This is a genomic window from Pseudomonas sp. 43A (genome assembly GCF_013363935.1).
Classification (GTDB): domain Bacteria; phylum Pseudomonadota; class Gammaproteobacteria; order Pseudomonadales; family Pseudomonadaceae; genus Aquipseudomonas; species Aquipseudomonas crudilactis.
In genome coordinates this window covers 4,308,371-4,333,208 of record NZ_CP054880.1, presented here as the reverse complement: position 1 = coordinate 4,333,208, position 24,838 = coordinate 4,308,371, and the positions used below count along the sequence as shown (strand labels likewise).

Sequence of the window (24,838 nt, the reverse complement as noted above, 5' to 3'; positions counted from 1 at the left end):
CGGAGTACCACAGATGGCGTTCTTCACCGCAGCCAGCAAAGCCGACTTCCAGCACCAACTGCAAGCGGCACTGGCGCAGCACATCAGTGAACAGGCACTGCCACAAGTGGCGCTGTTCGCTGAACAATTCTTCGGCATCATTTCCCTGGACGAGCTGACTCAACGTCGCCTCTCCGACCTCGCTGGCTGTACTCTCTCTGCGTGGCGCCTGCTTGAGCGCTTCGATCACGCGCAACCGCAAGTGCGCGTCTACAACCCCGATTACGAGCGTCATGGCTGGCAGTCGACCCACACCGCGGTCGAAGTCCTGCACCACGACCTGCCATTTTTGGTCGACTCGGTCCGTACCGAACTGAACCGTCGCGGCTACAGCATCCACACCCTGCAAACCACCGTGCTCAGCGTGCGTCGTGGCAGCAAGGGCGAGTTGCTGGAAATCCTGCCGAAAGGCACCCAGGGCGACGACATTCTGCAAGAGTCGTTGATGTACCTGGAAATCGACCGCTGCGCCAACGCGGCCGAACTGAATGTGCTGAGCAAAGAGCTGGAACAGGTTCTCGGTGAAGTCCGCGTCGCGGTCGCCGATTTTGAGCCGATGAAAGCCAAGGTGCAGGAAATCCTCACCAAACTCGACAACAGCGCGTTTGCCGTTGATGCCGACGAAAAGAACGAAATCAAAAGCTTCCTGGAATGGCTGGTGGGCAACCACTTCACCTTCCTCGGCTACGAAGAATTCTTGGTCACCGATCAGGCCGATGGCGGCCATATCGAGTACGACCAGAACTCCTTCCTCGGCCTGACCAAACTGCTGCGCACCGGCCTGACCTACGATGACCTGCGCATCGAAGACTACGCCGTGAGCTACCTGCGCGAACCGACCCTGCTGTCGTTCGCCAAGGCTGCGCATCCGAGCCGTGTCCACCGTCCGGCTTACCCGGACTACGTGTCGATCCGTGAAATCGACGCTGACGGCAAAGTCATCAAGGAACATCGTTTCATGGGTCTGTACACCTCGTCGGTGTATGGCGAGAGCGTGCGGGTCATCCCGTTCATCCGCCGCAAGGTCGAAGAAATCGAAACGCGCTCCGGCTTCCAGTCCAAGGCTCACCTGGGCAAGGAACTGGCGCAGGTGCTTGAAGTGCTGCCGCGTGATGACCTGTTCCAGACCCCGGTCGACGAACTGTTCACCACCGTCATGTCGATCGTGCAGATCCAGGAACGCAACAAGATCCGCGTGTTCCTGCGCAAAGACCCGTACGGTCGTTTCTGCTACTGCCTGGCCTACGTGCCGCGCGACATCTACTCCACCGAAGTTCGCCAGAAGATCCAGCAAGTGCTGATGGAGCGCCTGAAGGCTTCCGATTGCGAATTCTGGACGTTCTTCTCCGAGTCGGTTCTGGCCCGCGTGCAGTTGATCCTGCGTGTCGACCCGAAAAACCGTCTCGACATCGACCCGGTGCTGCTGGAAAAAGAAGTCGTACAAGCCTGCCGCAGCTGGCAGGACGACTACGCCGCACTGACCGTCGAAAGCTTCGGCGAAGCTCACGGCACCAACGTGCTGGCCGACTTCCCGAAAGGCTTCCCGGCTGGTTACCGCGAGCGTTTCGCCGCGCATTCGGCCGTGGTCGACATGCAGCACCTGCTGAGCCTCAACGAAAAAAATCCGCTGGTGATGAGCTTCTATCAGCCGCTCGGTCAGGTCTCCGGCCAACGCGAGCTGCATTGCAAGCTGTATCACGCTGACACCCCGCTGGCGCTGTCCGACGTCCTGCCGATTCTGGAAAACCTCGGCCTGCGCGTATTGGGTGAATTCCCGTACCGTCTGCGTCACACCAATGGCCGCGAGTTCTGGATTCACGACTTCGCGTTCACTGCCGCTGAAGGTCTGGATCTCGACATCCAGCAACTCAACGACACCCTGCAGGACGCCTTCGTCCACATCGTTCGCGGCGACGCCGAAAACGATGCGTTCAACCGTCTGGTACTGACCGCCGGTCTGCCGTGGCGCGACGTGGCGCTGCTGCGTGCTTACGCGCGTTACCTGAAGCAGATTCGTCTGGGCTTCGATCTGGGCTACATCGCCAGCACCCTGAACAACCACACCGACATCGCTCGCGAGCTGACCCGGTTGTTCAAGACCCGCTTCTATCTGGCGCGCAAACTCAGCGACGACGATCTGGAAGACAAGCAACTGCGTCTGGAGCAAGCGATTCTGACCGCACTGGACGACGTCCAGGTGCTCAACGAAGACCGCATCCTGCGTCGTTACCTCGACCTGATCAAAGCCACCCTGCGGACCAACTTCTATCAGACTGATGCCAACGGCCAGAACAAGTCGTACTTCAGCTTCAAGTTCAACCCGCACGCGATCCCTGAACTGCCGAAGCCAGTGCCGAAGTTCGAAATCTTCGTCTACTCGCCACGCGTTGAAGGCGTGCACCTGCGCTTCGGTAACGTCGCTCGTGGTGGTCTGCGCTGGTCCGACCGTGAAGAAGACTTCCGTACCGAAGTCCTCGGCCTGGTTAAAGCTCAACAAGTGAAGAACTCGGTCATCGTGCCAGTGGGTGCGAAGGGCGGCTTCCTGCCGCGTCGTCTGCCTCTGGGCGGCAGCCGTGACGAGATCGCAGCCGAGGGCATCGCCTGCTACCGCATCTTCATTTCCGGTCTGTTGGACATCACCGACAACCTGAAAGACGGCGCGCTGGTACCGCCATTGAACGTGGTGCGCCACGACGATGACGACCCGTACCTGGTAGTCGCGGCGGACAAGGGCACTGCGACCTTCTCCGACATCGCCAACGGCATCGCCATCGACTACGGCTTCTGGCTGGGTGACGCCTTTGCGTCCGGTGGTTCGGCCGGTTACGACCACAAGAAAATGGGCATCACCGCCAAAGGCGCGTGGGTTGGCGTACAACGCCACTTCCGCGAGCGCGGCATCAATGTTCAGGAAGACAGCATCACTGTTGTAGGCGTCGGCGACATGGCCGGTGACGTGTTCGGTAACGGCCTGTTGATGTCCGACAAGCTGCAACTGGTCGCGGCCTTCAACCACATGCACATCTTCATCGACCCGAACCCGAATCCGGCCACCAGCTTCGTCGAGCGTCAGCGCATGTTCGACCTGCCGCGTTCGGCCTGGACCGACTACGACACCAGCATCATGTCCGAAGGTGGCGGTATCTTCTCGCGCAGCGCGAAGAGCATCGCAATCTCCCCGCAAATGCAGGAACGCTTCGACATCAAGGCTGACAAACTGACCCCGACCGAACTGCTGAACGCCTTGCTCAAGGCGCCAGTGGATCTGCTGTGGAACGGCGGTATCGGTACTTACGTCAAGGCCAGCACCGAAAGCCACGCCGATGTCGGCGACAAGGCCAACGACGCACTGCGCGTGAACGGCAACGAGCTGCGCTGCAAAGTCGTGGGCGAGGGCGGTAACCTCGGCATGACCCAACTGGGTCGTGTCGAATTTGGTCTGAATGGCGGCGGTTCCAACACCGACTTCATCGACAACGCCGGTGGCGTCGACTGCTCCGACCACGAAGTGAACATCAAGATCCTGCTGAACGAAGTGGTTCAGGCCGGTGACATGACCGACAAGCAACGCAACCAGTTGCTGGCGAGCATGACCGACGAAGTCGGCAATCTGGTGCTGGGCAACAACTACAAGCAGACTCAGGCTCTGTCCCTGGCGGCGCGTCGTGCGTATGCGCGCATCGCTGAGTACAAGCGTCTGATGGGCGATCTGGAAGGTCGTGGCAAGCTGGACCGTGCCATCGAGTTCCTGCCGACCGAAGAGCAACTGGCCGAGCGCATTGCTGAAGGCCACGGTCTGACCCGTCCTGAGCTGTCGGTGCTGATCTCCTACAGCAAGATCGACCTCAAAGAGCAGCTGTTGGGCTCCCTGGTGCCGGATGACGATTACCTGACCCGCGACATGGAAACGGCGTTCCCGCCGTCTCTGGTCAGCAAGTTCTCCGAAGCCATGCGTCGTCACCGTCTGAAGCGCGAGATCGTCAGCACCCAGATCGCCAACGACCTGGTCAACCACATGGGCATCACCTTCGTTCAACGACTCAAAGAGTCGACCGGCATGAGCCCGGCGAACGTCGCTGGCGCTTATGTGATCGTGCGCGACATTTTCCACCTCCCGCACTGGTTCCGTCAGATCGAAGCGCTGGACTATCAGGTTTCCGCTGATGTGCAGCTGGAACTGATGGACGAGCTGATGCGTCTGGGCCGTCGCGCTACGCGCTGGTTCCTGCGTGCCCGCCGCAACGAGCAGAACGCTGCCCGTGACGTCGCGCATTTCGGTCCGCACCTGAAAGAGCTGGGCCTGAAACTCGACGAACTGCTGAGCGGCGAAATCCGTGAAAACTGGCAGGCGCGTTACCAGGCGTACGTCGAAGCCGGTGTGCCGGAATTGCTGGCGCGTATGGTTGCGGGCACCTCGCACCTGTACACCCTGCTGCCGATCATCGAAGCCTCCGACGTGACTGGCCAGAACCCTGCCGAAGTGGCCAAGGCTTACTTCGCCGTGGGCAGTGCGCTGGACATCACCTGGTACCTGCAACAGATCAGCGCGCTGCCGGTTGAAAACAACTGGCAGGCCCTGGCCCGTGAAGCGTTCCGTGATGACGTCGACTGGCAGCAACGTGCGATCACCATCTCCGTCCTGCAACAGGGCGACGGCACGCTGGACGTGGAAGCACGTCTGGCGCTGTGGATGGAACAGCACGAAAGCATGATCTCGCGCTGGCGCGCCATGCTGGTGGAAATCCGTGCGGCGAGCGGCACGGACTACGCCATGTATGCGGTGGCCAACCGTGAACTGCTGGATCTGGCGTTGAGCGGGCAAGCGGTCGTGCCTGCGGCTGCTGCGAATGCCGAGCTTGAACTGGCGTAAGTAGTGGTTGAATGAAAAAGCCCCGGTGTCGTGAGATGCCGGGGTTTTTTTATGTCTGAGAGTTTTTTGGTGCCTGTTGCGGCGCCATCGCGAGCAGGCTCACTCCTACAGTTGGAATGCGTTCCCTCTGTAGGAGTGAGCCTGCTCGCGATGGCGCCCTTTATATCAATACAACTTCTGACCTTGTTTACTATCCAGCATCGACACTTTGTCCGCCGGTCTGGCCACTAAATTGTTGAGCGACTGGTCAAACTTCTGCAACGCCCGAACTTGCACGTCCTGCTGCTGATTAATATCCGCCACTATCTCTTCCGAGCGCTTGAAGTCCGCCCACACTGGCGTCAATTCCCGTGCATCCGAACCTTTCGCCGTACCAATGTAGTTCAGCCGCGCATCATAAAAGTCGGCACTGACGTCGGCCTTGATGTCGGAACTGCGCGAAGTAATCAACTGGCTGTGGGTGTCGACGATCGCCACCACATCCGGTCTGGCCGCACGCAGGCTTTGCATGTCCGGGTACACCGTCACCGAGCCGAACTGGCGGTGCAGCGAGGCATTCACCCATTCCACCGCCATGTCCGGTTTCGAACTGGCGACGTAGGCGTCATGAATCGGCTGCACCAGCAGGCTCTGGCCGAAACCGGTGCCGGCGTTGGCTTGATAGTCGCGGAGGTATTCGCGATTGGTCTGAGTGCTCGGGCTGTAGACCACGCCGAGCGACACGCCGGTACCGCTTTTTACCTGGGTGGCGCTGCTGCGGCCGGTGGGATGGGGGAGCATTGTGTCCAGTGAGGAAACGGCTTGGGGCGCGGTGGGGACTGAACAGGCTGACAGAGCTAAAACAGATATCGCCAAGACACTGGTGAGCGCAAGTTTCATGGTGTTTCTCCCGTGAAACAACATCAGTCGGAAAGTTTGAAATGCCGTCGGTGACGACAGTTAATTCAGACTAAACCCGCCAAGCTGACAGTTTGCTGTAATAAAACCTAAGCAATAGTTTGATTGGCTTTAACCCGTAGCAGCTAATTGCGCAGGGAAATAAAAAGGCGCCAATCGTCGATTTGCGCCCGTTTATTTATGGCTGGTTAAACAGCCATCAGTTTTTCAGCGGGATCAACACTTGTTCATCCGGGGCCAGCACCATGAATACCAGCAACTTGGCAGGCTTGGTCTGGCTGGCATTTTTCGAGACAAGATGTTCGGAGCCGGCGGGCTCGTACCAGAACTGGCCCTTCTTGTAGGTGATCGGTTGTTCACCTTTGACCTGGGAAATTACTTCACCTTCAAGCACGTAAGCCATGGCGGTGCCGTCGTGTTTATGGGCGATGGAGGACTGGCCGGGCTTGTAGTCCACCTCGATCATCATGGCTTTTTTGCCGGGGGCGTTTTTCAGCATCTGGTCTTGCAGGACGGTGACTTTTTCCGAGGGATCGTGGGCGAAGGCGGCCGAGGTGCAGAGGTTCAGGGCGAGGGCGGCGGCGAAGAAGGGCAGGGCTTTCATGGCGGGTTACCTGTGATGATCGGGGTGTTGCTGATCACAGTAGTCCGGGGGGCGGGGCATTCAAACGGCCAATATTCGGGAAGATCAGGTGACCAATTGCCGGCGTGTCAGAAAGGCTATCGGTGTGGCGTAATACGCCTTCGCGAGCAAGCTCGCTCCCACAGGTTCTGCGGTTGCTCACCCATCTTGTGAACAACAGATAACCCTGTGGGAGCGAGCTTGCTCGCGAAGGCGTCAGATCAGACGATAGGGAAACTATTGAAGTCGACGCTATTGGCCAATCGACTATCGATCAGGTCAATAAACCCCTGCGCCTCGGGCCGGTTGAAATGCGCCTGCATCGCCGCTTCCGACTGCCAGCGGGCACTGACCGTCCAGCGGTGGCTGTCCTCGGGGCAGCGGTCGACCAGGTAGGAATCGCAGCCCGGCGTTTCGCGCAGGGTGTCGACGATCTTCTGCAGTTGCCTGCCCAGTTCATCCGAGCGGCCGGCGGCAGCCTGCACCTGGACCGTATTGATCACTTCGTTGGACATTGCTCACACTCCTGAATCAGGCCGGACGAATCCTGCTCATTGAGGGATAACGCCTGTGCAGGATAGGCCTGCACCCCCGGAAGACCAATAACCAATCGGCGGTTAAATCTTTATGCCAATCGCTCAGGCGACCTGCTGGAGAATGTCGCGCAGGCGATCCAGAGCGATATCGATGTCGAGGGTTTCGATGGCGCCGAAGCCGAAGTACAGGCCGTTCTTTGCCGGTTGTTGATGGTAGAAACCATTGATCGAGTACAAACCGACTTCGACTTTTTTCGCCAGTTCGATCACCAGCGGCAGGTCGATCGGCACTTTGCAGAACACCGCCATATGAAACCCGGCGCTGGCCGGCACCGCCTCCAGCCATGGCGCCAGATCAGTGGCCATGCGCGCCAGAATCCGCTCGCGGCGCTGCGCATAAATCGCATGGCAGCGGCGGATATGCTTGAGCAGGCAGCCCTCGGCGATGAACTTGGCCAGCGCCCATTGCGGCAGGGTCGAGGCGTGCAGATCGGTGAGTTGCTTGGCACGGATCACCGCTTCGAGAATCGCCGGCGGCAGGATTGCATAACCCAAACGCAGCTCCGGCAGCAGGGTTTTCGAGAACGTACCGACGTAAGCGACGATGCCGCGCTGATCGAGATTGAACAGCGAATCGGTCGGCCGGCCTTCGTAGCGGAATTCGCTGTCATAGTCGTCCTCGATGATGATCGCGCCCAGTTCATGCGCGCGAGCCAGCAAGGCTTCACGGCGCGCCTGACTCATCGGCATGCCCAGCGGAAACTGGTGCGACGGCGTCACATAGATGAGGCGCGTGCCATCGGGAATGTGCTCGACCTGAATGCCCTCGGCATCCACCGGAATCCCCACCACCTCAGCGCCATGGGTGCCGAACAGCAGGCGTGCCGGCGGATAACCGGGATCTTCCATCGCCACCAGACTGCCGGGACGGATCAACACACGGGTGATCAGGTCCAGCGCCTGTTGCGCGCCGTTGCACACCACGATGTCTTCATCCTGACTGTTGATGCCTTGGGAAAACGCGATGTGCCGGGCAATCGCATTGCGCAGCGCCGGCAGGCCTTCGGCGACGCTGTAGAAACCCTTGGACTGGCCCATTTGGCGCATCGCATGGGCGACGCAGCGGCGCCAGTCATCCTGCGGAAACTGGCCCTTGCTGGTGGCGCCACCGATGAAATCGTAGCGCAGCGAGCCTTCCAGCGTCGGGTGACGGAGGAACACCGGCAGATTGCGCCAGCTCTCGATCACCTCGGCACTGGCCAGTTCGGTATGACTTTGTTTGCGCTGGACCTGCGCCGGGCGCGCGTTGACGTAGGTGCCCTTGCCGATCACCCCGGTGAGGAAGTTTTCGTAGGTCAGTTGCGCGTAGGTGTCGGAAATGGTCTTGCGCGAAATGCCCAGTTGCTCGGCGAGCAGACGGCTGGGCGGCAATTGCGTGCCAGCGGCGAGGCGCCCGGACTCGATGGCCCCGCGCAACTGCTGATACAACTGACCGGCAAGATCCTTGCGGCCGTTGATCACGACGTGAAGTTCCATACCGACGAGGCTCCCGAGGCTATTTGGCGTGCCGGCCAGATTACCGCTGTTGCGAGATCGGCAATAGTTGCCTACCCGAAAAACCCGAAATTGGCCTAGATCCCCTGTGGGAGCGAGCTTGCTCGCGAATGCGGTGTGTCAGTCGCCAAATAGGGTGTCTGGATTGGCGCTTTCGCGAGCAAGCTCGCTCCCACAGGTATCGTGTATATCCGCGATTCAGTGGTGTACCCACAATTCGACAAATTGGGGCTGTAATGCATCGCTGTCGGCGTTTACGGTGAAGTCATTATTCCGTCTACCGAGACTAGCCCATGTCCCCGCGCCTGGATTACTACAACGCTTCGCCCAAGGCGATGAAAGCGATGATTGCCATGGAGGCGCTGACCGCCAACCTCAGTATCGAGCAGCCGCTGCTGCAGTTGATCCGCATCCGTGCTTCTCAGCTCAACGGCTGCGCATTCTGCACCGACATGCACTCGGTGGATGCGCGGCGGGCCGGGGAGAGTGATCGGCGCCTGTATGCGATCGCGGTGTGGCGCGACAGCAACTTCTTCAACCCGCGCGAGCGTGCGGCGCTGGCCTGGGCCGAGGCGGTGACACTGTTAGCTGACAGCCGCGTGCCCGATGAGGTTTATCAGCAGGCCCGCGAGCAGTTCAGCGAAGGCGAACTGGTCGACCTGACCATGGCCGTGACCACCATCAACAGCTGGAATCGACTCGCCGTCAGCTTCCGCCAAACGCCTAGCGATTGAAGATCAAAAGATCGCAGCCTTCGGCAGCTCCTACAGGGAAACGATCGAAATCCCATGTAGGAGCTGCCGAAGGCTGCGATCTTTTGATTTTGACGTTGCCCTAATTCGCCGGACGTTGCGGTTTCACCGAGGTGCCAAAGGTATTGCCCATCCGCGTACTGGTCGCCGCCGGTGTCGCCAGCCCAACCTGATTCGGCGGCCGCTTGTTCACCGGCACATTCAGCGCCTCCTGATTCTTCTGCGCCGCCGCAGCGCCTTCCGGGTTGTTGCCCATCTGCTGGCTCAAACAATCGTAATTCGGCGCCTTGTAGCCGCCGACCGTCACCTCGACACAGCCCAACGGTTCCTCGGCATAAGCGCTCGACAGCGCCATCAACAACAGCCCGCCAAGGCTCAATCGCCACAGTGTTTTCATGCTCGCCTCCTGGCCGGCCGGAAGAGGCCGCGCTATGGCGTGAGTCTAGTGCAAGCCGTGCGCAATTCCCGTGATGGTTTTTTTGCACCGCCCGTCACACCAGATTCATAAACAGCCCTCAGGATGACGATTTCCAAGGATTCGTCAGCCGTGCAGCGAGGCAATTCCACGGACGGTTTTCAGCGTTCAACGAGGCTTGTGCGCCGGATGTGTCTGGGGTGGCTGCTTGGCTGTGCGGCGGGCCACGCCATGGCCGACGCGGTGCCGGCGGACTTGCGCATGACGCTGCACATTCCGGCACAGGATCTGGCCCGCGCGCTGGATCAGTACAGCCACGCCACCGGCGTCGCGGTGCTGGTCGACAGCCAGTTGAGTCGCGGTCGTCGCTCGCTGGCGGTGGACGGTGAATTCACCGCCGCCGATGCCCTGCGTCGATTGCTCGGCGGCAGTGGTTTGATGGCGCGTTATGCCCGCGACGATGCATTTACGTTGCAAGTGGCGCAGGTCGAAGACGTGCCGGCGCCGGCACAAAAACAGACGCCGGAAAGCGTCGCCGTCAACCGCAGTTACGCGACAGCGGTGCAAGCGGCGATCGAGCGCAACCTGTGCCGCTCGCCGCTGACCCGTCCGGGCAGTTATCGCGCGGTGTTGCAAGTTTGGGTTGGCCGCGACGGCTTGGTGCAACACAACCGGTTGGTCACTTCGACCGGTGATGTACGGCGCGACAACGCGCTGGTGGAAAGTTTTCGCAACCTCAAAATCGACCGGCCGACGCCCAGCGCCTTGCGTCAGCCGGTCACGTTGCTGTTGTTACCGGAGTCGTCAGGGAAACGCATGGAATGCACCAAATGGGAAGGAGTTTCCGGGGGATGAAAGACACCGGACAAGGTTCGATGGTCCAACTGTTCCTGACGTCCTACGAGGACTTTCGGGTGCGCCTGCGCAGGCGTCTCGGTTCGGAAGATCTGGCCAACGACGTGCTGCACGAAACCTACCTGCGCGTCGACCGCATGGAGACGCCGCCGAACGTCCTGCGGCCGAATGCCTACCTCTATCGCATGGCCCTGAACATCGCCGCCGACCGCCGTCAGGCCGACGCGCGCCTGCTCACCGGCGAGGAAGTCGAGGAACTGCTGCAGATCGGCGACGAAGCCCTCGACCCGGCGCGAGTGGTCGGTGGGCAAAAGGAAATCCAGTCACTGCTCAGTGCGTTGTATGAGCTGCCGGCACGGCGCCGGAAGATCTTCATCGCCGCGCGTCTGGAGGAGGCGCCGCACCTGGAAATCTCCCAGCGCTTCGGCATTTCCACGCGCATGGTCGAGAAGGAAATCAAAGCCGCACTGGGCTTCTGCGCCGCGAAACTGGAAAGAAAAGTGTTTCAGCGGTTCGGTCGCGGGGCCGGAAAACCGTCTTCTGAATAGTGCCCGATCAATTCGTTGAGAATCTGCGCGTTTGAACATCTTTCGACTGACACCTGCCGAGCCATCGGCGGCCGACCATCTGCACAGCGAAGCCCGCGACTGGCTGGTCCTGCTGACCTCCGGCCGCGCCACCGTGGCCGACGCCCGTGCCCTGCGTGAATGGTGCGCGGAGAGCGCCGAGCATGCCCGCGCGTTCGAAGATGCCAAGCGGTTGTGGCAGCAACTGCAACCGGCTGTGGAGCAGATGCAGGCGCCGCGTGGGTTTGGGCGACGTGCTTTTCTCGGCGGGGCGATTGCTGCGTCGGCGGCGTTTTTGCTGGTGCGCGGGACGATTCCCGGTGGCTTCGAAGGGCTGGGTGCTGACTACATCACTGAAGTTGGCCAGCAGCGCCGATTTGAACCGGCGCAAGGCGTGAGTCTGGAGCTGAACACCCAGACGCGGATCAATCAGCGCTCAATCGATAACGGCGTGCAGGGCTTTGAACTGGTCAGCGGCGAAGTCGAAGTGCAGACCGCGCGGTTGCCGTTGGCGATGCAGGCTGGAGGAGGGTGGTTGCGCGCCAGTCAGGGGCGTTTCAACCTGCGTAATACCGATCAACAAGTTTGCGTGACTTGCCTCGATGGCGCGGTTGAAGTGGATGTTGAAGGTCGCAGCCTGCGCCTCGAGCCGGGCCAGCAAGTGACCTACGACGCGCGGCAGGTTGGTAGCGTGCAAAGTGTCGACACGGCCGCCGTGATGAACTGGCGCCAACAAGTGCTGGTCTTCAACGGCGCAACCCTCAGCCAAATGATCGACGAGATCAACCGCTACCGCCCCGGCATGTTGCTGCTCCTCAACCGCGAACTCGGCCAACGCCGCGTCCAGGCCCGCTTCAGCCTTGACCAACTCGCCGGCGTCGCACTGCTCATCCGCGACGCCTATGGCGTCAAATGCACCGAACTCCCCGGCGGCGTAGTCGTCCTCAGCTAACCCACCCCCACCAAATCACCACCACCCCCTGTGGGAGCGAGCCTGCTCGCGAAGACGGCCCACCAGCCAACCAATCTCTTGCTGATGTACCCGATCCAACTGTAGGAGCGAGCCTGCTCGCGATGACGCCCTTACAGCCAACCAATCCCCAACTGACGACCCCCAATCTAAATGTAGGAGCTGCCGAAGGCTGCGATCTTTTGATCTTCAAAATCAAAGTCAAAAGATCGCAGCCTTCGGCAGCTCCTACAGGAATATCCGATCAGAAGGGGTAAATGTCACTCCAACGGCCCAATCACCTGCCGATACTTCTCCACCCCCTGCGCCGTCCCCCGACTCAACCGAATCTCCAACCCCAACGGATCCTCCCGCCGATTCCCACTCAACTGCCGCCACCCCTTATCCACCTCCCAAACCCGCACCTGCACATCACTGACATCACTCAAAACAGCCACCCCATTCCCAGGCGCCGGCAACGGATACCGACTCCGTGCCTCAGCCACCGCCCGATACAACGTGTCGCCCTTGACCCACCACCGCACCCGCTGCAACGCCCCCGGCTGATCCGCCGCCGTGCGAATAATGTCCAGACGAAACCCCTTACTGTCGCTACTGCGCACAGTCAGAGCGGGCGGGGCGCTCGGCGGCTCATCATCCACGCCAACCTTCTTCGGCTCGGTCAACTCAATCCCTGCCCGCATCTCCACATCCCGCTGCAACTGATTCAGCGCCCGCAACAAACCGTCACTCTGCTCACTGCTCGCCTGCAAATGACTGTCCGCCCGCGTCACACTGTCCAGCCCCCGCCAGGCAATCAAACTCACCACCGCCATCAACAAAATCGCGACCATCACCTCAATCAACGTAAACCCTTGCTGGCGCTTCATTGCAGGCTGATCCTTCCGCTGCCATCACGCAGCACACTCAAGCGATTCAAGCCATCCGACAACGTCAATTGCAGCGGCGGATTGATCCACTCAGCATTCAGCACGACCTTCTGTTTCGGCTCCACCCGCACCTCCATCTTCGGACTCTGCCAGGCACGCGGCCGCAACTGCGGATCCTGCGCGAAATGATCAAACCCCTTGCCACTGTCACTGCGCCGACTAAACCGAAACCCCTTGGCATCACTCACCCACACAATCGGCCGACCATCGGCGCGGGCCTCCGCCTGCGCCACCTGCAGCAACTGCGCCACACGCTCGGCATCCTTGCGCAGCAACTGCACCGGATCGGGCTTGATACTCAAGCTGATCGCCGCACTGGCGATGCCGATGATCACCAGCACCACCATCAACTCGATCAGCGTAAAACCCTGTTGCCTGTTCATCACGCGCGCGCTCCTTTGCGTCCTGCGCCATCGTGCACGGCCAATATGTAAGGCGTGTGAAATAAAACGGAGAGAATTGCCGCGTAGGCTGACAGCAGGGATAAAAAGGAGATTCAACCCATGACCTTCACCGCACGCGTTTCCCCACCCCAAATGGTCCAGGCCCTCGCACTGCTCGCAGCGCTGGTCGGCGTGGCGACATGGTCGTCGCTGCTGCTGACCTCCGCCGAATCACACACCCCGGCAGCCGCCCCGCAGTTGCTGGCGGCGCGCAGTGATAGCCCGGCGTTGCAGTGGTTTTCCAATCAAACGGCGCCGATGGATATCAAGGTGAGCGGGGTGATGGCGGGGAGTCGGGGGGCGGTGGCGATACTGAGTTTGAACGATGGGCCGCCGAGGAGTTTTTTGCAGGGGGAGAAGGTGGGGCCTGGGGTGAAGTTGGTGGCGGTGGAGGGGGATGGGGTGGTGATTGAGCAGGGTGGGGAGAGGGTGAGGTTGGTGGTGGAGAAGTTGGGGGAGGGGGTGGTGTTGCCGAGGTTGGTGAGGCCGTGAGTTGTTGGGAAAAGGGCGCTATTTTGGCGTTTCAGTCGAGTAGAAGATTTTTGACTGGTGGGAGATCAAGGCACAGTGAGGCTTCGGCAATTTGCCAAGATGATGCATGGAATCCATCACGCTCCACCTTGAGGAGTCACACAACAGATTAAAGGCTCGTATCGATAGGAGTGATTTTAGAAAAAATTCTCTGCTGAAATTGGCGCTGACACTGATTCCAGTCTAAGAATGTAGAACTCACAGCGACTACCCATTTCGCATCAGGTAGTAAAAATTCCTAATGACGGGCTGTGGAGAAAACGGCGTGTGTTCTGATTTCGAAAAATGACGCTAATCAGTTAAAGCACCTATAGGCATAGAAGGCTGTATGTATATAAGCTCTCTTAAAATTAGAAATTTCAGGAATTTTTTAGCCTCAGAATTTGTATTTAATAAGGGGGTTAATACTGTATTGGGCGAAAATGGCTCGGGGAAGTCTAACGCACTATACACTTTGCGTCTCCTTCTAGATGACAGCCTTCCTAGAAATATTGTTAAGTTGTACGAGTCTGATTTTTGCCGAAATTTATCTTCCTGGCGTGGTCATTGGATAATTCTTTCTGTAGACTTTTCAGAGTTAACGGTTCATGAAGGGTGTCAGACATTAAAACACCTTACGGGTCATATGGAGGGTGAAGGGCGAGGTACGCTAACGTACTATTTTAGACCGAATCTAATTATTAGAAAAAAATTGTTCGAGTCTAATGATGATTTTGATGAGGTGAAGCAAGTATTGGATAGTATTGTTATCGATGATTACGAAGCAATATTTACAGGAAGGTCTACAGCAAATTTTTTGAGTGAGGAGTCGTATAAAGAGTTAGTTGGGGATTTTGATAGGAATATTTTTCCTAATCCCGAAAATTTAAATTTTGATGCTTATGGGGTAAAGATATATCCAGTCCATGAGGAAGTGTCATTTACTTTTGTTAAAGCTCTCCGAGATGTGGTGTCAGATTTAAAAAACCATAGAAGTAGCCCATTGCTTTCTTTGCTGAAAGGACTTGAGTCAGAGATTGATGAAGTTGAAGCAGTTGGGATTTCCGCGTTGGTCTCTGAACTGAACGGAGCGATCTCAAGTCTGGATCAAATAAAGAGCTTGTCCAAAGGGATACAAAGTACACTACATAATACGGTTGGTTATACGTTCTCGCCAGTTATTGATATTCAGTCTTCACTTCCAAGTGGGCTTGATAAGTTGTTGCAAAAGTTGTCGCTGACCGTTGGGGATAATTACATAGATGGCTATAGCGGTGATTTGAGTGAGTTGAGCTTGGGTGGGGCTAATTTAATTTATATAGCACTTAAGCTTCTTGAATATGAGCGTAAACAAGAGGCGGAAAAGGCTGGTCAGTTTTTGATTATCGAAGAGCCCGAAGCTCATATTCACACTCATATACAAAAGACGTTATTCGAAAAACATTCGACTGGAAAGACGCAAGTTTTTCTTTCTACACACTCAACGCATATTTCGTCTGTGGCAAAAATATCAGAGATGAATATTTTAGGGCTGGAGAGTGGTGAGGTTGACGTTTTTCAACCAGCGAATGGAATTTCGCAAAAAGAGAGTGGTCGCATTGAAAGATACTTAAATGCTACACGTTCGACACTGCTATTCGCAAAGGGAGTAGTGCTTGTTGAGGGGGACGCCGAGCTTATAATCATCCCTGCACTGGTGAAGAATGTACTGGGTGTATCCTTAGATGAATTAGGGATTAGTTTAATAAATATGGAAAGTGCCTTTTTTGAGCATGTTTCAAAGCTATTTAATACTAAGAGAATCAGAAAGTGTTGCGCTATTATCACGGATTCTGATGAAAGCATTGTTGTACTTCCGGATGATCCGGAAGATGATACGGACTATCAGCGGGATTGCAGAAACTCTCAGAATTCCGGCCAGCAGAGAAAGGCTGCTTTAGATGATTTAATCGCTGGTAATATGTATGTTAAAGCTTTTTATGCGATGCATACATTTGAAGTTGACTTCATTATGGCGGACAACTCTAGAGAAGTTATCGAGGTGCTGTCTTCGATATACAGTAAACCAGCCAACATAACTGCGTCAAAAAACAAGCTCTCAAATTCAAACATCGATATCTACGGAAAGGAAGTACTTCGATTAGCTGAAAAAGTAGGAAAGGGGTGGTTTTCGCTACTCTTGGCGGAGAAAATTTCTTCACAGGTCTTCATTCCGCCTTATATATTGGCTGCAATAGCATTTGCTTGTGGCGGTCGACTATCTGAGCAGGTCTTGTACAAGATGTGTGTGCACCGCTTGAGAAATCCGATGCCGATATTAGAGGATAAGGAAAAGCCGATTGCATTTTTCAAGGCAAATAGGATAGATCTTTCATCTTGTATAAATGAGTTTTTAAAGGTTTGCCCAGACGATGATTTGAGCCTCCTAATAAATTTGTTGCGGCGGTAATGTATAATATGGAATTAAGTTTGGAGCAGTCTAACGCTGTTGTGTATGATGGGAATACATATGTTTCCGCATGTCCTGGTAGCGGAAAAACAAGAGCGTTAACTGCAAGAATTGCAAAAGGTGTTCTCGAGTTATCCTCTCGGTCAGAAAAGGTATTGGCTGTAACATTCACTAATCGTGCTGCTGAAGAGTTGCGGTCAAGAATTGAGAGCAACCATACGTATGACCATCATAGGCTTTGGGCGGGGACTATTCATTCTTTTGCGTTGGATTGGATAATTAAACCGTATGCTGCTTATTTGGACTTGACGAAAAATGGGTATTCAATTGTAGATGAGTATGAGTCAAAGAGAGTTCTCGCCAAGTTAAAAAAAGAATGTGGGGTTGGAGTTTACGATGACGTAAATACAAGGCTTGATCGTTTTGGGAACGCTTACAATAAGTCTAAATCGGCTGAAGCGGTATTAGAAAAATACCACCAATTTTTAAGGGTTAATAAAAAAATTGACTTTGATCAGGTTTTGTATTTGGCTTTTCTAATTGTTTCCGGTCGCAAGGAAGTATCCCAGACTTTATGCTCACTGTTCCCGCTTATTTGCATTGATGAAGCTCAAGACGTCAGCGACTTGCAGTATGCGATATTGTCAGAAATTTATAGTGGTGGGAAAATAAAACCGAAATTGTTTATCGTGGGTGATACAAATCAAGCGATATATACAAACATAGGTGCCGTTTCTAGAGATGTTGACGAACTTAATATTGAGTTTGAAGGGGCCAATCTCAGGCTTTTTGAGTTTAAGGATAACTACAGGTCTACTCAGCGTGTGGTTGATTACTTTTCTTACTTTAGAGAGGTCAAAGGTGTAGTATCAAAGGCCTCGTATTCTAATGAGCGTGGAGTAATTAAATTCTTTAACAAAAGTATAGATAAAGCTCAGTTGCCCGATGTGATTGCAAAAATAATACAGGCGACGATTGATTCAGGTGTCTCTGAAAGAGAGATTTGCGTAATAGCGCCTCAATGGGTCCATATTAGAACAATTGCTAGGGGTTTGATAAAGCTGCTTCCAGACATAAAGTTTGACGCTCCGGCACTTACCCCATTTTATGGGCAACAAGACAATTTTTGGCTGTTAATTGCAAAGCTTGTTCTAACCGAACCCTCCGGGCGTTTGGTGTCTACTCGAAGCCGTTGGGCGTCAGAAGCACTTGAGAAGTTAGATAGAGAATTCGGCTTTGCAGTTGATAGAAACTCTAGGGAGTTGCTATATATCGTAAATTCATTCTTCTCATTGGAAAACGTGGGCACTACTTATTTGTCTGAGTGTTTTGTTTATATGATGTCCAGACTTGGTTTGGACCTAGCAGGTCGACTCAAGGATGAGTATGATGTTTTTTTTGAAAAAGCGAGAAAGAATATTGAGGCTAATGAAGGTCAGTATGAAAACAATATATGTGTGTTTAAAAGCTTTTTCAAAGAGTCGGTTGGGGTTGTAATCAATACCTGTCATGGTGTGAAGGGTGAGGAATACAATACCGTAATTGCATATGGTTTACTCCGTGGGTTCATCCCGCATTGGAACGATATAATTGATAGGCCAGATTATGTCGGCTTGAACTCTGAATCAAAAATGCTATATGTGATAGCTTCAAGGGCAAAAAAGAATCTATACTTGTTTTCTGAGAGCGGGCGTATGACTAATAGTAAACGTCCTTATCAGACATCAGGAGTTATACAAAACTATAAGTATGGTTATGACTTATAGATGTACGAATGGGAATGTTTGGCGGGTCGGATAAAAAAATATTGTCTGTTTTTAATTATGATGGTTATGGGTTAGAAACTTATTAGTTTCCTGTCAGGTAGGAATTTTAATGTCCGAACTCGCAACGTTCCGCTCTGGTGCCGAGACCAGTAGCATATTTCCATAAATAAGTCAGCCCCTTTTTTAATTCCTTTGTTACATGTGAAAATAGATCCGTCCTTGTTACCATTTTCTTAAAATCTTACTAGGAGCGAACATGACGATACCGACGCCATGGGGGGTAGTCTTCAAAGCCCTTGTGTGGAGCTGGCACCGCGTTACCAAAGCACTGTTTTATAAAACCTACTTTGAGGCTCATCAGCGATGGGCGAAGCGTCATCGACTTGGTGCCCGCTGGCAAAAGCTTGGTCAGCATGTTGAGTACTCTCTTTATCTCCCAAACCTAACTGACGCGGAGCCCCGGGTGTCCAAGGTCGCATTTCGATCTGTTAACACCGCGGTGACGAAATTTGAATGTGTATTTGAGGCAGAGGGCGCGGGAGTTCGCTATCAGGATGCGCTAAGTGTGTATGACCTTGATCGCTCCCCGATTGTTTTCAACCTCAAAAGTATCCCTTCGCAAGATTTTCTGTCTCACCACCACGACATCCGATTCTCCTTGGAGCAATACCAATTTCGAAGGTGCTCCGTTTTTGTGGGCGATTGCCAACTCGAGGAGTTCGATTCTCTAACTTCGTATCTCACTCACAACTGGTTAATGAATGACACTTGGAGTCGGCGATGGGGTACTTTTTGGAATTGCAATTCGATCACGTACGCGAAGAGAGAAATTGAGATTTACTGGAAGTGGGTGTTTGGCGCCCGTGGGGGATCTTTTTACACAAATCCACTTTGGCGCAAAGCGTTGGCGTGGATCATGTCCAGGTCATGGATTATAACGATGCAGTTTTGGGCTGCAATCTGGTCACGACAGTTCATATTGGATGAAAACGATCGGTTGCGGCGGCGGAGACTATAAAATGAGTGACATCAGCTTTTGCGTAGGCGTTTTGATAAGAATAGAGGTTATTTCGGGACCGGCAGATATTTTATGTGTGGGCCGTACCGGTCCGCACACAAAAAACTGACACTCTCCAACTGCTTCCCTCGTCGGCGCCACAGCAATGAAAAAGCTTTTAATCGCAGTAATCCTCGCCCTAGTAGTCATGCTCTATGTCGGCTACTAAGTCGCCTTTGAGGACGGAGATATCGAAACCATCGTATTCATGAAGAAGCATCCGACGTTTCAGATGAAGTTCGACAAAAATCGAAAAAGGGGATTGATTTATTTCCAAAAAATAAATCTGAGAATCATCTGACCGGCATCCCCACCTCATGGAAGTGCCACAGTAAGGTCTCGATAAACGCCAACGTTTAAAAAGACATCTCCAGACACTCTCTCAGGCTACATATCCTTGCGCCTTTGCCTACAGCTACGCCAGAATCCGCCGGCTTGTGCGCTTTGTACCTGGTCTTTATCGTCTACGTGTCGCTGGCAACCCAGCGATCGGGTTTAGCGACCTGACCAGGTATAAGTACAACGACGCTCCAGTTTGTCGCAGACGTTTGCGATGACGATATGGTGGCTGTGCGTGGGAGACCTTCGGGTCTGCCGGGTCTTATACCTCTCGGTTCGCTAACCCGCGTACAGCTGCCACCCTTACTTGTTTAGCGACAGGTGTTGGTGGTTCCACCAGGTATAAATTTGGAGCTTCACCATGATCAAACCAACACCCAACCCGCCAGAAACCGCCTCGGTTTCCCCCTACGAATCCATCGATTCCAAAAAACTCCACGAAGCCGCCGACCGCGCGCTCGACCATTACCTCTGTCCGCCCGGTTCCACGCCGCCGCCACGTAAAAACCGTGGGATGTATGCCGTGACGGCGGACAACAAAACCGAAGAACTGCTGGTCGATGCAAGTGCAACACTCGCTTCGGCCAAAACCATCGCCCAGAACGTTTCCAGCCTGTTGCCGGCATCGCAGCGCCAGGCGCTGGCGGGGATTGCGCAGTTGATCATGCTCGGGGAGTTGGCGGTGAATCGGGCGTTGGATAATTTGCAATTGCCGGAGTGATGCGGGTGTCGGGATCACCTGCTGATTGATCAGGTGTGAACTCTGGCGCCTTCGCGAGCAGGCTCGCTCCCACAGGGTTTTGTGCTGATTGCAGATGTTGTGTGCGACGCTGAAACCTGTGGGAGCAGTCGATTATTACCGTGTCGTCTTCGGGTGGTTATTGGGGCGCCTCGGGACATTCGCGGGTCCATCGCGTCACGGTCATGTCATTGAATTGCTCACCGATGGTATCGACGCGTAGGCAAATTCCTTTCTTCGCGTAGTACAAGATGCAGCGCGTACTATCAAAAGAGCAGTTATCCAGTTCGAAGAACTTGTGTGCTGCCAGCTCCTTCTCCACGCCACTGTATTCATAGCCGTCGGTGGTGTGCATTCGCGTCGGCTTCCAGCCTTGTTTGACTAGCTTGGACTTGGCCGCAGCCAAACGCTCACCGACGACGATGTCTGCTGGCCCTCGCTGGTCGTTTGGCGCCTGTGAGGCATCGGCAAACGCTGCGCTGATACCCATGCAATAAACTGCGACAAGTACGAGGGTTGAGGCCTTCATTGGACAGCTCCTCCGCAGATTTGTAGGTCGATAAAAAGTCTGGATACTCGGCGTAAGGTTGCGGAGGATAGTGATTCTTCTTGCCTGGACCTTCGGGAAGCGCCGCCCACTTCGTTGTCGATTTCTGGTTTCAATCCTTTTCAGGGCATTTGAAGTTCCAGGAATAAATTTTCATGTCTTTGACTTCTTCGCCGACAGTTCCTACACCTAAACAAGCTCCGTTCTTGATGTAGTTGAAGCTGCAGAAACGGACGCCCTCCGTGCAAGACTCGATTTCAATGAAGCCTTTTCTATGGATGACGTTTTCGACCCCGAACTCACCTGAGTAGGACGGATTCGGCTTCCAGCCATTTTCAATCAAAGCTTTTCGGGCTTTCGAAAATGGCATTCCCTCTTTGATAGGAACGTCTGCTGCGCTAGAAAATAAACTGACGCAACATAAAAGGCTGATGGCTAATATTTTTAGTTTCATTTAACAGTACCGCCAAAAATCTACCGTCCATGTACATTTGCGTCGCACAGAATGCCTGAGGCAAAAGTTGCGCTCAACATTTCTTACAGTCCTTTGATTGACTGTTGGTGAGTGGCTTCTGTCGAGTCACTCGCAATGCCTTTACGCCCCGACTGGGTTTACGTTTTGTGCGCGGGAAAAATTGCCGGTAATGGGGCAGATTCGTTTAAGTGGGGGAGGTGCCGCATTAACGTCTCGATAAACATCAATGTTTAAAAAGACATCTCCAGATACTCTCTCAGGCTACATATCCTTGCGCCTTTGCCTACAGCTACGCCAGAATCCGCCGGCTTGTGCGCCTTGGGGGCGAGTTCTATTGTGGTGCGGTCGCTGACGAATCAGCGATCGGATTTGACCGTCCGCCCAACATCAAGGCGCGCCAGCGTTCTGCACGTGTTCAGGCATTGTCTGAAATCATGTCGCGGTGGCTGTGCGTGGGACACCTTCGGGTGTGCCGGATTCCTTGATGTCCGGTCGGTCAACCCGCGTACAGCTGCCACCCTGTTTGTTTGACCGCGAACGGTGGCGGCTCCAGTCATCAAGGAGCTTCACCATGATCAAACCAACACCCAACCCGCCAGAAACCGCATCGGTTTCCCCCTACGAATCCATCGATTCCAAAAAACTCCACGAAGCCGCCGACCGCGCGCTCGACCATTACCTCTGTCCACCCGGTTCCACGCCGCCCCCACGTAAAAACCGTGGGATGTACGCCGTGACGGCGGACAACAAAACCGAAGAACTGCTGGTCGATGCCAGTGCAACACTCGCTTCGGCCAAAACCATCGCCCAGAACGTCTCCAGCCTGTTGCCGGCATCGCAGCGCCAGGCGCTGGCGGGGATTGCGCAGTTGATCATGCTCGGGGAATTGGCGGTGAATCGGGCGCTGGATAATTTGCAATTGCCGGAGTGATGCGGGGGGCGGGATCACTTGGTGATTAATCGGGTGTTCATTCTGGCGCCTTCGCGAGCAGGCTCGCTCCCTCCTTTGAGTGTGTTCCAAGGTGGGAGTGTGCTGGCTCTTCAGCCGCGATAAATGTCGAGAGACCTACGAGTTTCTGTACCCGCGATTGGGGGGCTTTCTTTGCGTCAATCGACTGTCAGGTTATCCCGAGCCCACTGTTCAGCCGTAGTCACCTGAATCGACTGCTGTTCGTTGAAAGTCCCCGCTTTCGGCCACGACACGCCTCTGCCTTGGGCAAATACGGCGCGGTATTTTTTGATGTGGTGGGTGGGGTCTTTTTCCAGCTCCTGCATCAGGTACGGAACCGTCCAGACATTACGCTTGAACGGACGCCCCAGCACACGTTCAAGCAGGCTCGCCACTTGTCCATAGGTCACCGTGTCGCCAGACAGGTACACGATCTCATTGCGAAAGCGCGGTTCGAAGAAAACGATGTCCGCTGTCAGCCTGCCGATGTCCTCCGGCGTCGTGAGCGTCACGCTGGTTTCCAGGCTGCCCAAGGCGTTGATGGCGTCGTTCTCAAAGTCGACGACCTCAAAGACCGGCTCGAACAGAAAACTGGTGAACATGCCGGTCGAGATGATCACCCATTCGGTTTTATCCTGGGCGCGGAGCAGCTCGCGCACGTCGAGTTGCGCATCGAACAAATCCTGCGGGCTGCCCCGGCCAATCACTTCGAAATCGACGCCAAACTGCCAAGGGAAGTAGCGCTTCACGCCGGACCTGAGCGCTGCTGTCGCCAGTTTCATCGGCGTTTCACGGCCCGCGACCATGCCTGCGCAGCCTATGACGGTGTCGAATGCTGCGAACACTTCGGCCAGTTGATCGATGGAATCGTTAACCAGGTCTGCAGCGACTAGCTGGATGCCCAGACTGCGCAGTTCATCGACTTCCAGTTTTTTCTCGGGGGCTTGCGTGTTGATGGTCGAATCCCTGAGCAGGACGCTGATGGTGCTGCCGGTCGAGCGCTCGGCTACCCGCGCAAGATTGCGCAGCACCGGCAGGCCGAGTTCGCCGGCGCCGAGTACGAGAATGGATTGTGGGGAAGGGTGGGTCGCTTCGGTCATGATGTCTCCTGAGATCCGTCGTCTGTATGATTTGGCGATGCTGGCACGATTGCGCAGCGCTCAGAAGAAGGCACACGCGTGATACCAGGGGGACATATGACCGATGAGGAAACCCTTAGCCAGGCAGAAGCGATCTGCCAGACGCTAAGACGAGACGATGATGGCGTGCGGCGCGAAGTCCTGGCTCACGCCGGTAGCCGCTGGTCACTGGGCATCCTGCATGCCCTGGGTGTGTACGGCACGATGCGTCATGCCGAGATCAAACGGCAAATGACGGGCGTGACTCAGCGCATGTTGACCAAGACGCTGCGTGCGCTGGAACGCGATGGTCTGCTGATACGGCGGGAGTTGGATCAAGTGCCGCCCCATGTCGAGTACGAGCTGACGGCGTTGGGGATGGAGTTGTTGGTTCGTATGTCGCCGATTTGGACGTGGGTTGTGGAGCACGTGGATGATTTTCGCGAGGCGCGCCGGGCGTTTGATGGTCAGAGTGGGAAAAAACCTGCTTGGCAGGTTCCGGTGGTGGGGCTGGTTGATTTGGATGGGGCTGATTGATTGGTTGCTTTGGTTCAGGCCATTGCGCAGAACGTGGCGAATCTGTTGCCGGGTTTGGGACTTGCGATTAGAAGCGGCCCTCACCCCAGCCCTCTCCCGGAGGGAGAGGGGGCCGACCGAGGTGTCTTGCGAGGTACGTCGACCTGGAAGATTTTGGTGATTATGGCTTTCAGGAAAAGAACCTGGGTTTATTCTTGAAAAAATAGATCCGTACCTTTGAATGTTCCTGACGGGGCTCCGTATCAAGATCTGCCTAGTCGCCCAAATCAACTGCATTACCGCTAGCCCGGACATAATAATTATCGAATTCACCGCTTTCGACGAACACAAAGCCATGGCGAGTGTAAAAGCGATTTGAAGCGCTTTCCTTGAGAGCACCCACCTTGATGGGACGCCCGATCTCATCAGCCTCTCTGAAAATCCGAGTAAGCACTTCAGAGCCGATTCCTGCTCCTTGAGCACTGGGTATCACATACAAGTGGTCAAGCAGCAGCTCGCTCTGCTGGTCTTTGATTACGACAAAACCGACCAGATCACCTGATACTTCTATGCGGCGTGTGCTGTTAGCGTCGAACCCACCAATAAATCGTTCGCGCGCACGATCCGGGTCAAATCGTCCAAGCCGTTCGAGGCTCTCGCGCATGGCCTCAATCCGGATGGCTACCAGATCTTCCAGGTCGTTACTGGAAGCTGCGCATAAAACGACAGCGGAGTTTTGATCAGCGGAGGCTGGCATAACAAGCACCCTAAACATGGCCGGTCAGTGATTATAGAGAACTGAATCCGCATAACCACTGCGGCCTCGGTGCAATGGGGGCGATGGCTCCCTATCAGCTTCAAGGGGATGTGTTCGCTGGACGCTTACGTCTGTTGGGGGAAGGGGACGGATCTGTCGTGGGATCCG

22 protein-coding genes are annotated in these 24,838 nt (G+C 55.1%); 11 read left to right on the top strand and 11 right to left on the bottom strand.

Annotated features, from left to right (window positions below; translation table 11 throughout):
* Window positions 1–13 precede the first annotated feature (13 nt).
* Window positions 14–4,909 carry an NAD-glutamate dehydrogenase gene (locus tag HUW52_RS18845; protein ID WP_175554545.1) on the top strand — a complete coding sequence of 1,632 codons (4,896 nt, stop codon included), beginning with the start codon at window positions 14–16 and terminating at the stop codon, window positions 4,907–4,909.
* A gap of 165 nt (window positions 4,910–5,074) precedes the next feature.
* Here the strand turns inward: HUW52_RS18845 and HUW52_RS18840 are convergent, their stop codons facing one another.
* The 4 genes from HUW52_RS18840 to HUW52_RS18825 all read right to left on the bottom strand — a co-directional run bounded on the left by HUW52_RS18840 (window position 5,075) and on the right by HUW52_RS18825 (window position 8,500).
* On the bottom strand, window positions 5,075–5,788 hold the full coding sequence (locus tag HUW52_RS18840) for an ATPase (protein WP_175554544.1): 714 nt from the start codon (window positions 5,786–5,788) through the stop codon (window positions 5,075–5,077).
* Window positions 5,789–6,005: 217 nt separating this feature from the next.
* A complete protein-coding gene (locus HUW52_RS18835) occupies window positions 6,006–6,410 on the bottom strand; it encodes a cupin domain-containing protein (RefSeq protein ID WP_016984405.1) in 405 nt (134 codons plus the stop codon).
* A 239-nt stretch (window positions 6,411–6,649) separates the two neighbouring features.
* Window positions 6,650–6,943, bottom strand: a complete 294-nt coding sequence (locus tag HUW52_RS18830) for a putative quinol monooxygenase (RefSeq protein ID WP_108226751.1) — start codon at window positions 6,941–6,943, stop codon at window positions 6,650–6,652.
* 123 nt (window positions 6,944–7,066) lie between these two features.
* Entirely contained in the window at window positions 7,067–8,500 is a 1,434-nt protein-coding gene (locus HUW52_RS18825) for a PLP-dependent aminotransferase family protein (RefSeq protein ID WP_175554543.1), read from the bottom strand.
* Between the two features lie 311 nt (window positions 8,501–8,811).
* Here HUW52_RS18825 and HUW52_RS18820 point away from each other — a divergent pair, with 311 nt between their 5' ends.
* Window positions 8,812–9,252: a carboxymuconolactone decarboxylase family protein gene (locus HUW52_RS18820; protein ID WP_016984408.1), complete on the top strand. Its 441-nt coding sequence runs from the start codon at window positions 8,812–8,814 to the stop codon at window positions 9,250–9,252.
* A gap of 100 nt (window positions 9,253–9,352) precedes the next feature.
* Here the strand turns inward: HUW52_RS18820 and HUW52_RS18815 are convergent, their stop codons facing one another.
* Window positions 9,353–9,667, bottom strand: coding sequence for a hypothetical protein (locus HUW52_RS18815; protein WP_175554542.1), 315 nt, complete (start codon window positions 9,665–9,667; stop codon window positions 9,353–9,355).
* A gap of 207 nt (window positions 9,668–9,874) precedes the next feature.
* Between HUW52_RS18815 and HUW52_RS18810 the strand changes: the two genes are divergently transcribed.
* From HUW52_RS18810 to HUW52_RS18800, 3 genes are read left to right on the top strand one after another with little or no spacing between them, the layout of a single operon-like run.
* Window positions 9,875–10,540 (top strand): secretin and TonB N-terminal domain-containing protein, encoded by a 666-nt coding sequence (locus HUW52_RS18810; RefSeq protein WP_158833266.1) that lies wholly within the window; start codon window positions 9,875–9,877, stop codon window positions 10,538–10,540.
* Window positions 10,537–11,088, top strand: a complete 552-nt coding sequence (locus tag HUW52_RS18805; RefSeq protein WP_007913935.1) for an RNA polymerase sigma factor — start codon at window positions 10,537–10,539, stop codon at window positions 11,086–11,088. The genes HUW52_RS18810 and HUW52_RS18805 overlap by 4 nt, the downstream gene beginning before the upstream one ends.
* A 31-nt stretch (window positions 11,089–11,119) precedes the next feature.
* Window positions 11,120–12,058, top strand: coding sequence for a DUF4880 domain-containing protein (locus HUW52_RS18800; RefSeq protein ID WP_175554541.1), 939 nt, complete (start codon window positions 11,120–11,122; stop codon window positions 12,056–12,058).
* 278 nt (window positions 12,059–12,336) lie between these two features.
* Here the strand turns inward: HUW52_RS18800 and HUW52_RS18795 are convergent, their stop codons facing one another.
* Window positions 12,337–12,945: a prepilin-type N-terminal cleavage/methylation domain-containing protein gene (locus HUW52_RS18795; RefSeq protein ID WP_007913938.1), complete on the bottom strand. Its 609-nt coding sequence runs from the start codon at window positions 12,943–12,945 to the stop codon at window positions 12,337–12,339.
* A complete protein-coding gene (gspH, locus tag HUW52_RS18790) occupies window positions 12,942–13,388 on the bottom strand; it encodes a type II secretion system minor pseudopilin GspH (protein WP_175554540.1) in 447 nt (148 codons plus the stop codon). The genes HUW52_RS18795 and gspH overlap by 4 nt, the downstream gene beginning before the upstream one ends.
* Window positions 13,389–13,508: 120 nt before the next feature.
* Here gspH and HUW52_RS18785 point away from each other — a divergent pair, with 120 nt between their 5' ends.
* From HUW52_RS18785 to HUW52_RS18770, 4 genes are all read left to right on the top strand, one after another.
* Window positions 13,509–13,940 (top strand): type II secretion system protein N, encoded by a 432-nt coding sequence (locus tag HUW52_RS18785; RefSeq protein WP_175554539.1) that lies wholly within the window; start codon window positions 13,509–13,511, stop codon window positions 13,938–13,940.
* 367 nt (window positions 13,941–14,307) lie between these two features.
* On the top strand, window positions 14,308–16,407 hold the full coding sequence (locus HUW52_RS18780; RefSeq protein WP_175554538.1) for an ATP-dependent endonuclease: 2,100 nt from the start codon (window positions 14,308–14,310) through the stop codon (window positions 16,405–16,407).
* A gap of 8 nt (window positions 16,408–16,415) precedes the next feature.
* The gene (locus HUW52_RS18775) at window positions 16,416–18,173 is read left to right on the top strand and encodes a UvrD-helicase domain-containing protein (protein ID WP_175554537.1); all 1,758 of its coding nucleotides are present in this window, start codon (window positions 16,416–16,418) and stop codon (window positions 18,171–18,173) included.
* A gap of 1,757 nt (window positions 18,174–19,930) precedes the next feature.
* On the top strand, window positions 19,931–20,290 hold the full coding sequence (locus tag HUW52_RS18770) for a DUF6124 family protein (RefSeq protein WP_099758868.1): 360 nt from the start codon (window positions 19,931–19,933) through the stop codon (window positions 20,288–20,290).
* Window positions 20,291–20,447: 157 nt separating this feature from the next.
* Here HUW52_RS18770 and HUW52_RS18765 read toward each other — a convergent pair whose 3' ends face one another.
* Window positions 20,448–20,837 (bottom strand): hypothetical protein, encoded by a 390-nt coding sequence (locus tag HUW52_RS18765; protein WP_175554536.1) that lies wholly within the window; start codon window positions 20,835–20,837, stop codon window positions 20,448–20,450.
* 130 nt (window positions 20,838–20,967) lie between these two features.
* Window positions 20,968–21,309 carry a hypothetical protein gene (locus tag HUW52_RS18760; protein WP_256667855.1) on the bottom strand — a complete coding sequence of 114 codons (342 nt, stop codon included), beginning with the start codon at window positions 21,307–21,309 and terminating at the stop codon, window positions 20,968–20,970.
* A 592-nt stretch (window positions 21,310–21,901) separates the two neighbouring features.
* Between HUW52_RS18760 and HUW52_RS18755 the strand changes: the two genes are divergently transcribed.
* Window positions 21,902–22,261, top strand: coding sequence for a DUF6124 family protein (locus tag HUW52_RS18755; protein ID WP_099758868.1), 360 nt, complete (start codon window positions 21,902–21,904; stop codon window positions 22,259–22,261).
* Between the two features lie 176 nt (window positions 22,262–22,437).
* On the opposite strand, the gene HUW52_RS18750 is transcribed toward HUW52_RS18755, so the two are convergent.
* Entirely contained in the window at window positions 22,438–23,379 is a 942-nt protein-coding gene (locus HUW52_RS18750) for an aromatic alcohol reductase (RefSeq protein ID WP_175554535.1), read from the bottom strand.
* A gap of 96 nt (window positions 23,380–23,475) precedes the next feature.
* Between HUW52_RS18750 and HUW52_RS18745 the strand changes: the two genes are divergently transcribed.
* A complete protein-coding gene (locus HUW52_RS18745) occupies window positions 23,476–23,934 on the top strand; it encodes a helix-turn-helix domain-containing protein (protein ID WP_175554534.1) in 459 nt (152 codons plus the stop codon).
* A gap of 253 nt (window positions 23,935–24,187) precedes the next feature.
* Here HUW52_RS18745 and HUW52_RS18740 read toward each other — a convergent pair whose 3' ends face one another.
* A complete protein-coding gene (locus HUW52_RS18740; RefSeq protein ID WP_175554533.1) occupies window positions 24,188–24,670 on the bottom strand; it encodes an N-acetyltransferase in 483 nt (160 codons plus the stop codon).
* Between the last annotated feature and the right edge of the window lie 168 nt (window positions 24,671–24,838).

Bases quoted from the DNA above. Each gene is read 5' to 3' on its own strand.
- HUW52_RS18845 (WP_175554545.1), top strand. From the start codon at position 14: ATGGCGTTCTTCACCGCAGCCAGCAAAGCCGACTTCCAGCACCAACTG.
- HUW52_RS18840 (WP_175554544.1), bottom strand. From the start codon at position 5,788: ATGAAACTTGCGCTCACCAGTGTCTTGGCGATATCTGTTTTAGCTCTG.
- HUW52_RS18835 (WP_016984405.1), bottom strand. From the start codon at position 6,410: ATGAAAGCCCTGCCCTTCTTCGCCGCCGCCCTCGCCCTGAACCTCTGC.
- HUW52_RS18830 (WP_108226751.1), bottom strand. From the start codon at position 6,943: ATGTCCAACGAAGTGATCAATACGGTCCAGGTGCAGGCTGCCGCCGGC.
- HUW52_RS18825 (WP_175554543.1), bottom strand. From the start codon at position 8,500: ATGGAACTTCACGTCGTGATCAACGGCCGCAAGGATCTTGCCGGTCAG.
- HUW52_RS18820 (WP_016984408.1), top strand. From the start codon at position 8,812: ATGTCCCCGCGCCTGGATTACTACAACGCTTCGCCCAAGGCGATGAAA.
- HUW52_RS18815 (WP_175554542.1), bottom strand. From the start codon at position 9,667: ATGAAAACACTGTGGCGATTGAGCCTTGGCGGGCTGTTGTTGATGGCG.
- HUW52_RS18810 (WP_158833266.1), top strand. From the start codon at position 9,875: ATGTGTCTGGGGTGGCTGCTTGGCTGTGCGGCGGGCCACGCCATGGCC.
- HUW52_RS18805 (WP_007913935.1), top strand. From the start codon at position 10,537: ATGAAAGACACCGGACAAGGTTCGATGGTCCAACTGTTCCTGACGTCC.
- HUW52_RS18795 (WP_007913938.1), bottom strand. From the start codon at position 12,945: ATGAAGCGCCAGCAAGGGTTTACGTTGATTGAGGTGATGGTCGCGATT.
- gspH (WP_175554540.1), bottom strand. From the start codon at position 13,388: ATGAACAGGCAACAGGGTTTTACGCTGATCGAGTTGATGGTGGTGCTG.
- HUW52_RS18785 (WP_175554539.1), top strand. From the start codon at position 13,509: ATGACCTTCACCGCACGCGTTTCCCCACCCCAAATGGTCCAGGCCCTC.
- HUW52_RS18780 (WP_175554538.1), top strand. From the start codon at position 14,308: ATGTATATAAGCTCTCTTAAAATTAGAAATTTCAGGAATTTTTTAGCC.
- HUW52_RS18775 (WP_175554537.1), top strand. From the start codon at position 16,416: ATGGAATTAAGTTTGGAGCAGTCTAACGCTGTTGTGTATGATGGGAAT.
- HUW52_RS18770 (WP_099758868.1), top strand. From the start codon at position 19,931: ATGATCAAACCAACACCCAACCCGCCAGAAACCGCCTCGGTTTCCCCC.
- HUW52_RS18765 (WP_175554536.1), bottom strand. From the start codon at position 20,837: ATGAAGGCCTCAACCCTCGTACTTGTCGCAGTTTATTGCATGGGTATC.
- HUW52_RS18760 (WP_256667855.1), bottom strand. From the start codon at position 21,309: ATGAAACTAAAAATATTAGCCATCAGCCTTTTATGTTGCGTCAGTTTA.
- HUW52_RS18755 (WP_099758868.1), top strand. From the start codon at position 21,902: ATGATCAAACCAACACCCAACCCGCCAGAAACCGCATCGGTTTCCCCC.
- HUW52_RS18750 (WP_175554535.1), bottom strand. From the start codon at position 23,379: ATGACCGAAGCGACCCACCCTTCCCCACAATCCATTCTCGTACTCGGC.
- HUW52_RS18745 (WP_175554534.1), top strand. From the start codon at position 23,476: ATGACCGATGAGGAAACCCTTAGCCAGGCAGAAGCGATCTGCCAGACG.
- HUW52_RS18740 (WP_175554533.1), bottom strand. From the start codon at position 24,670: ATGCCAGCCTCCGCTGATCAAAACTCCGCTGTCGTTTTATGCGCAGCT.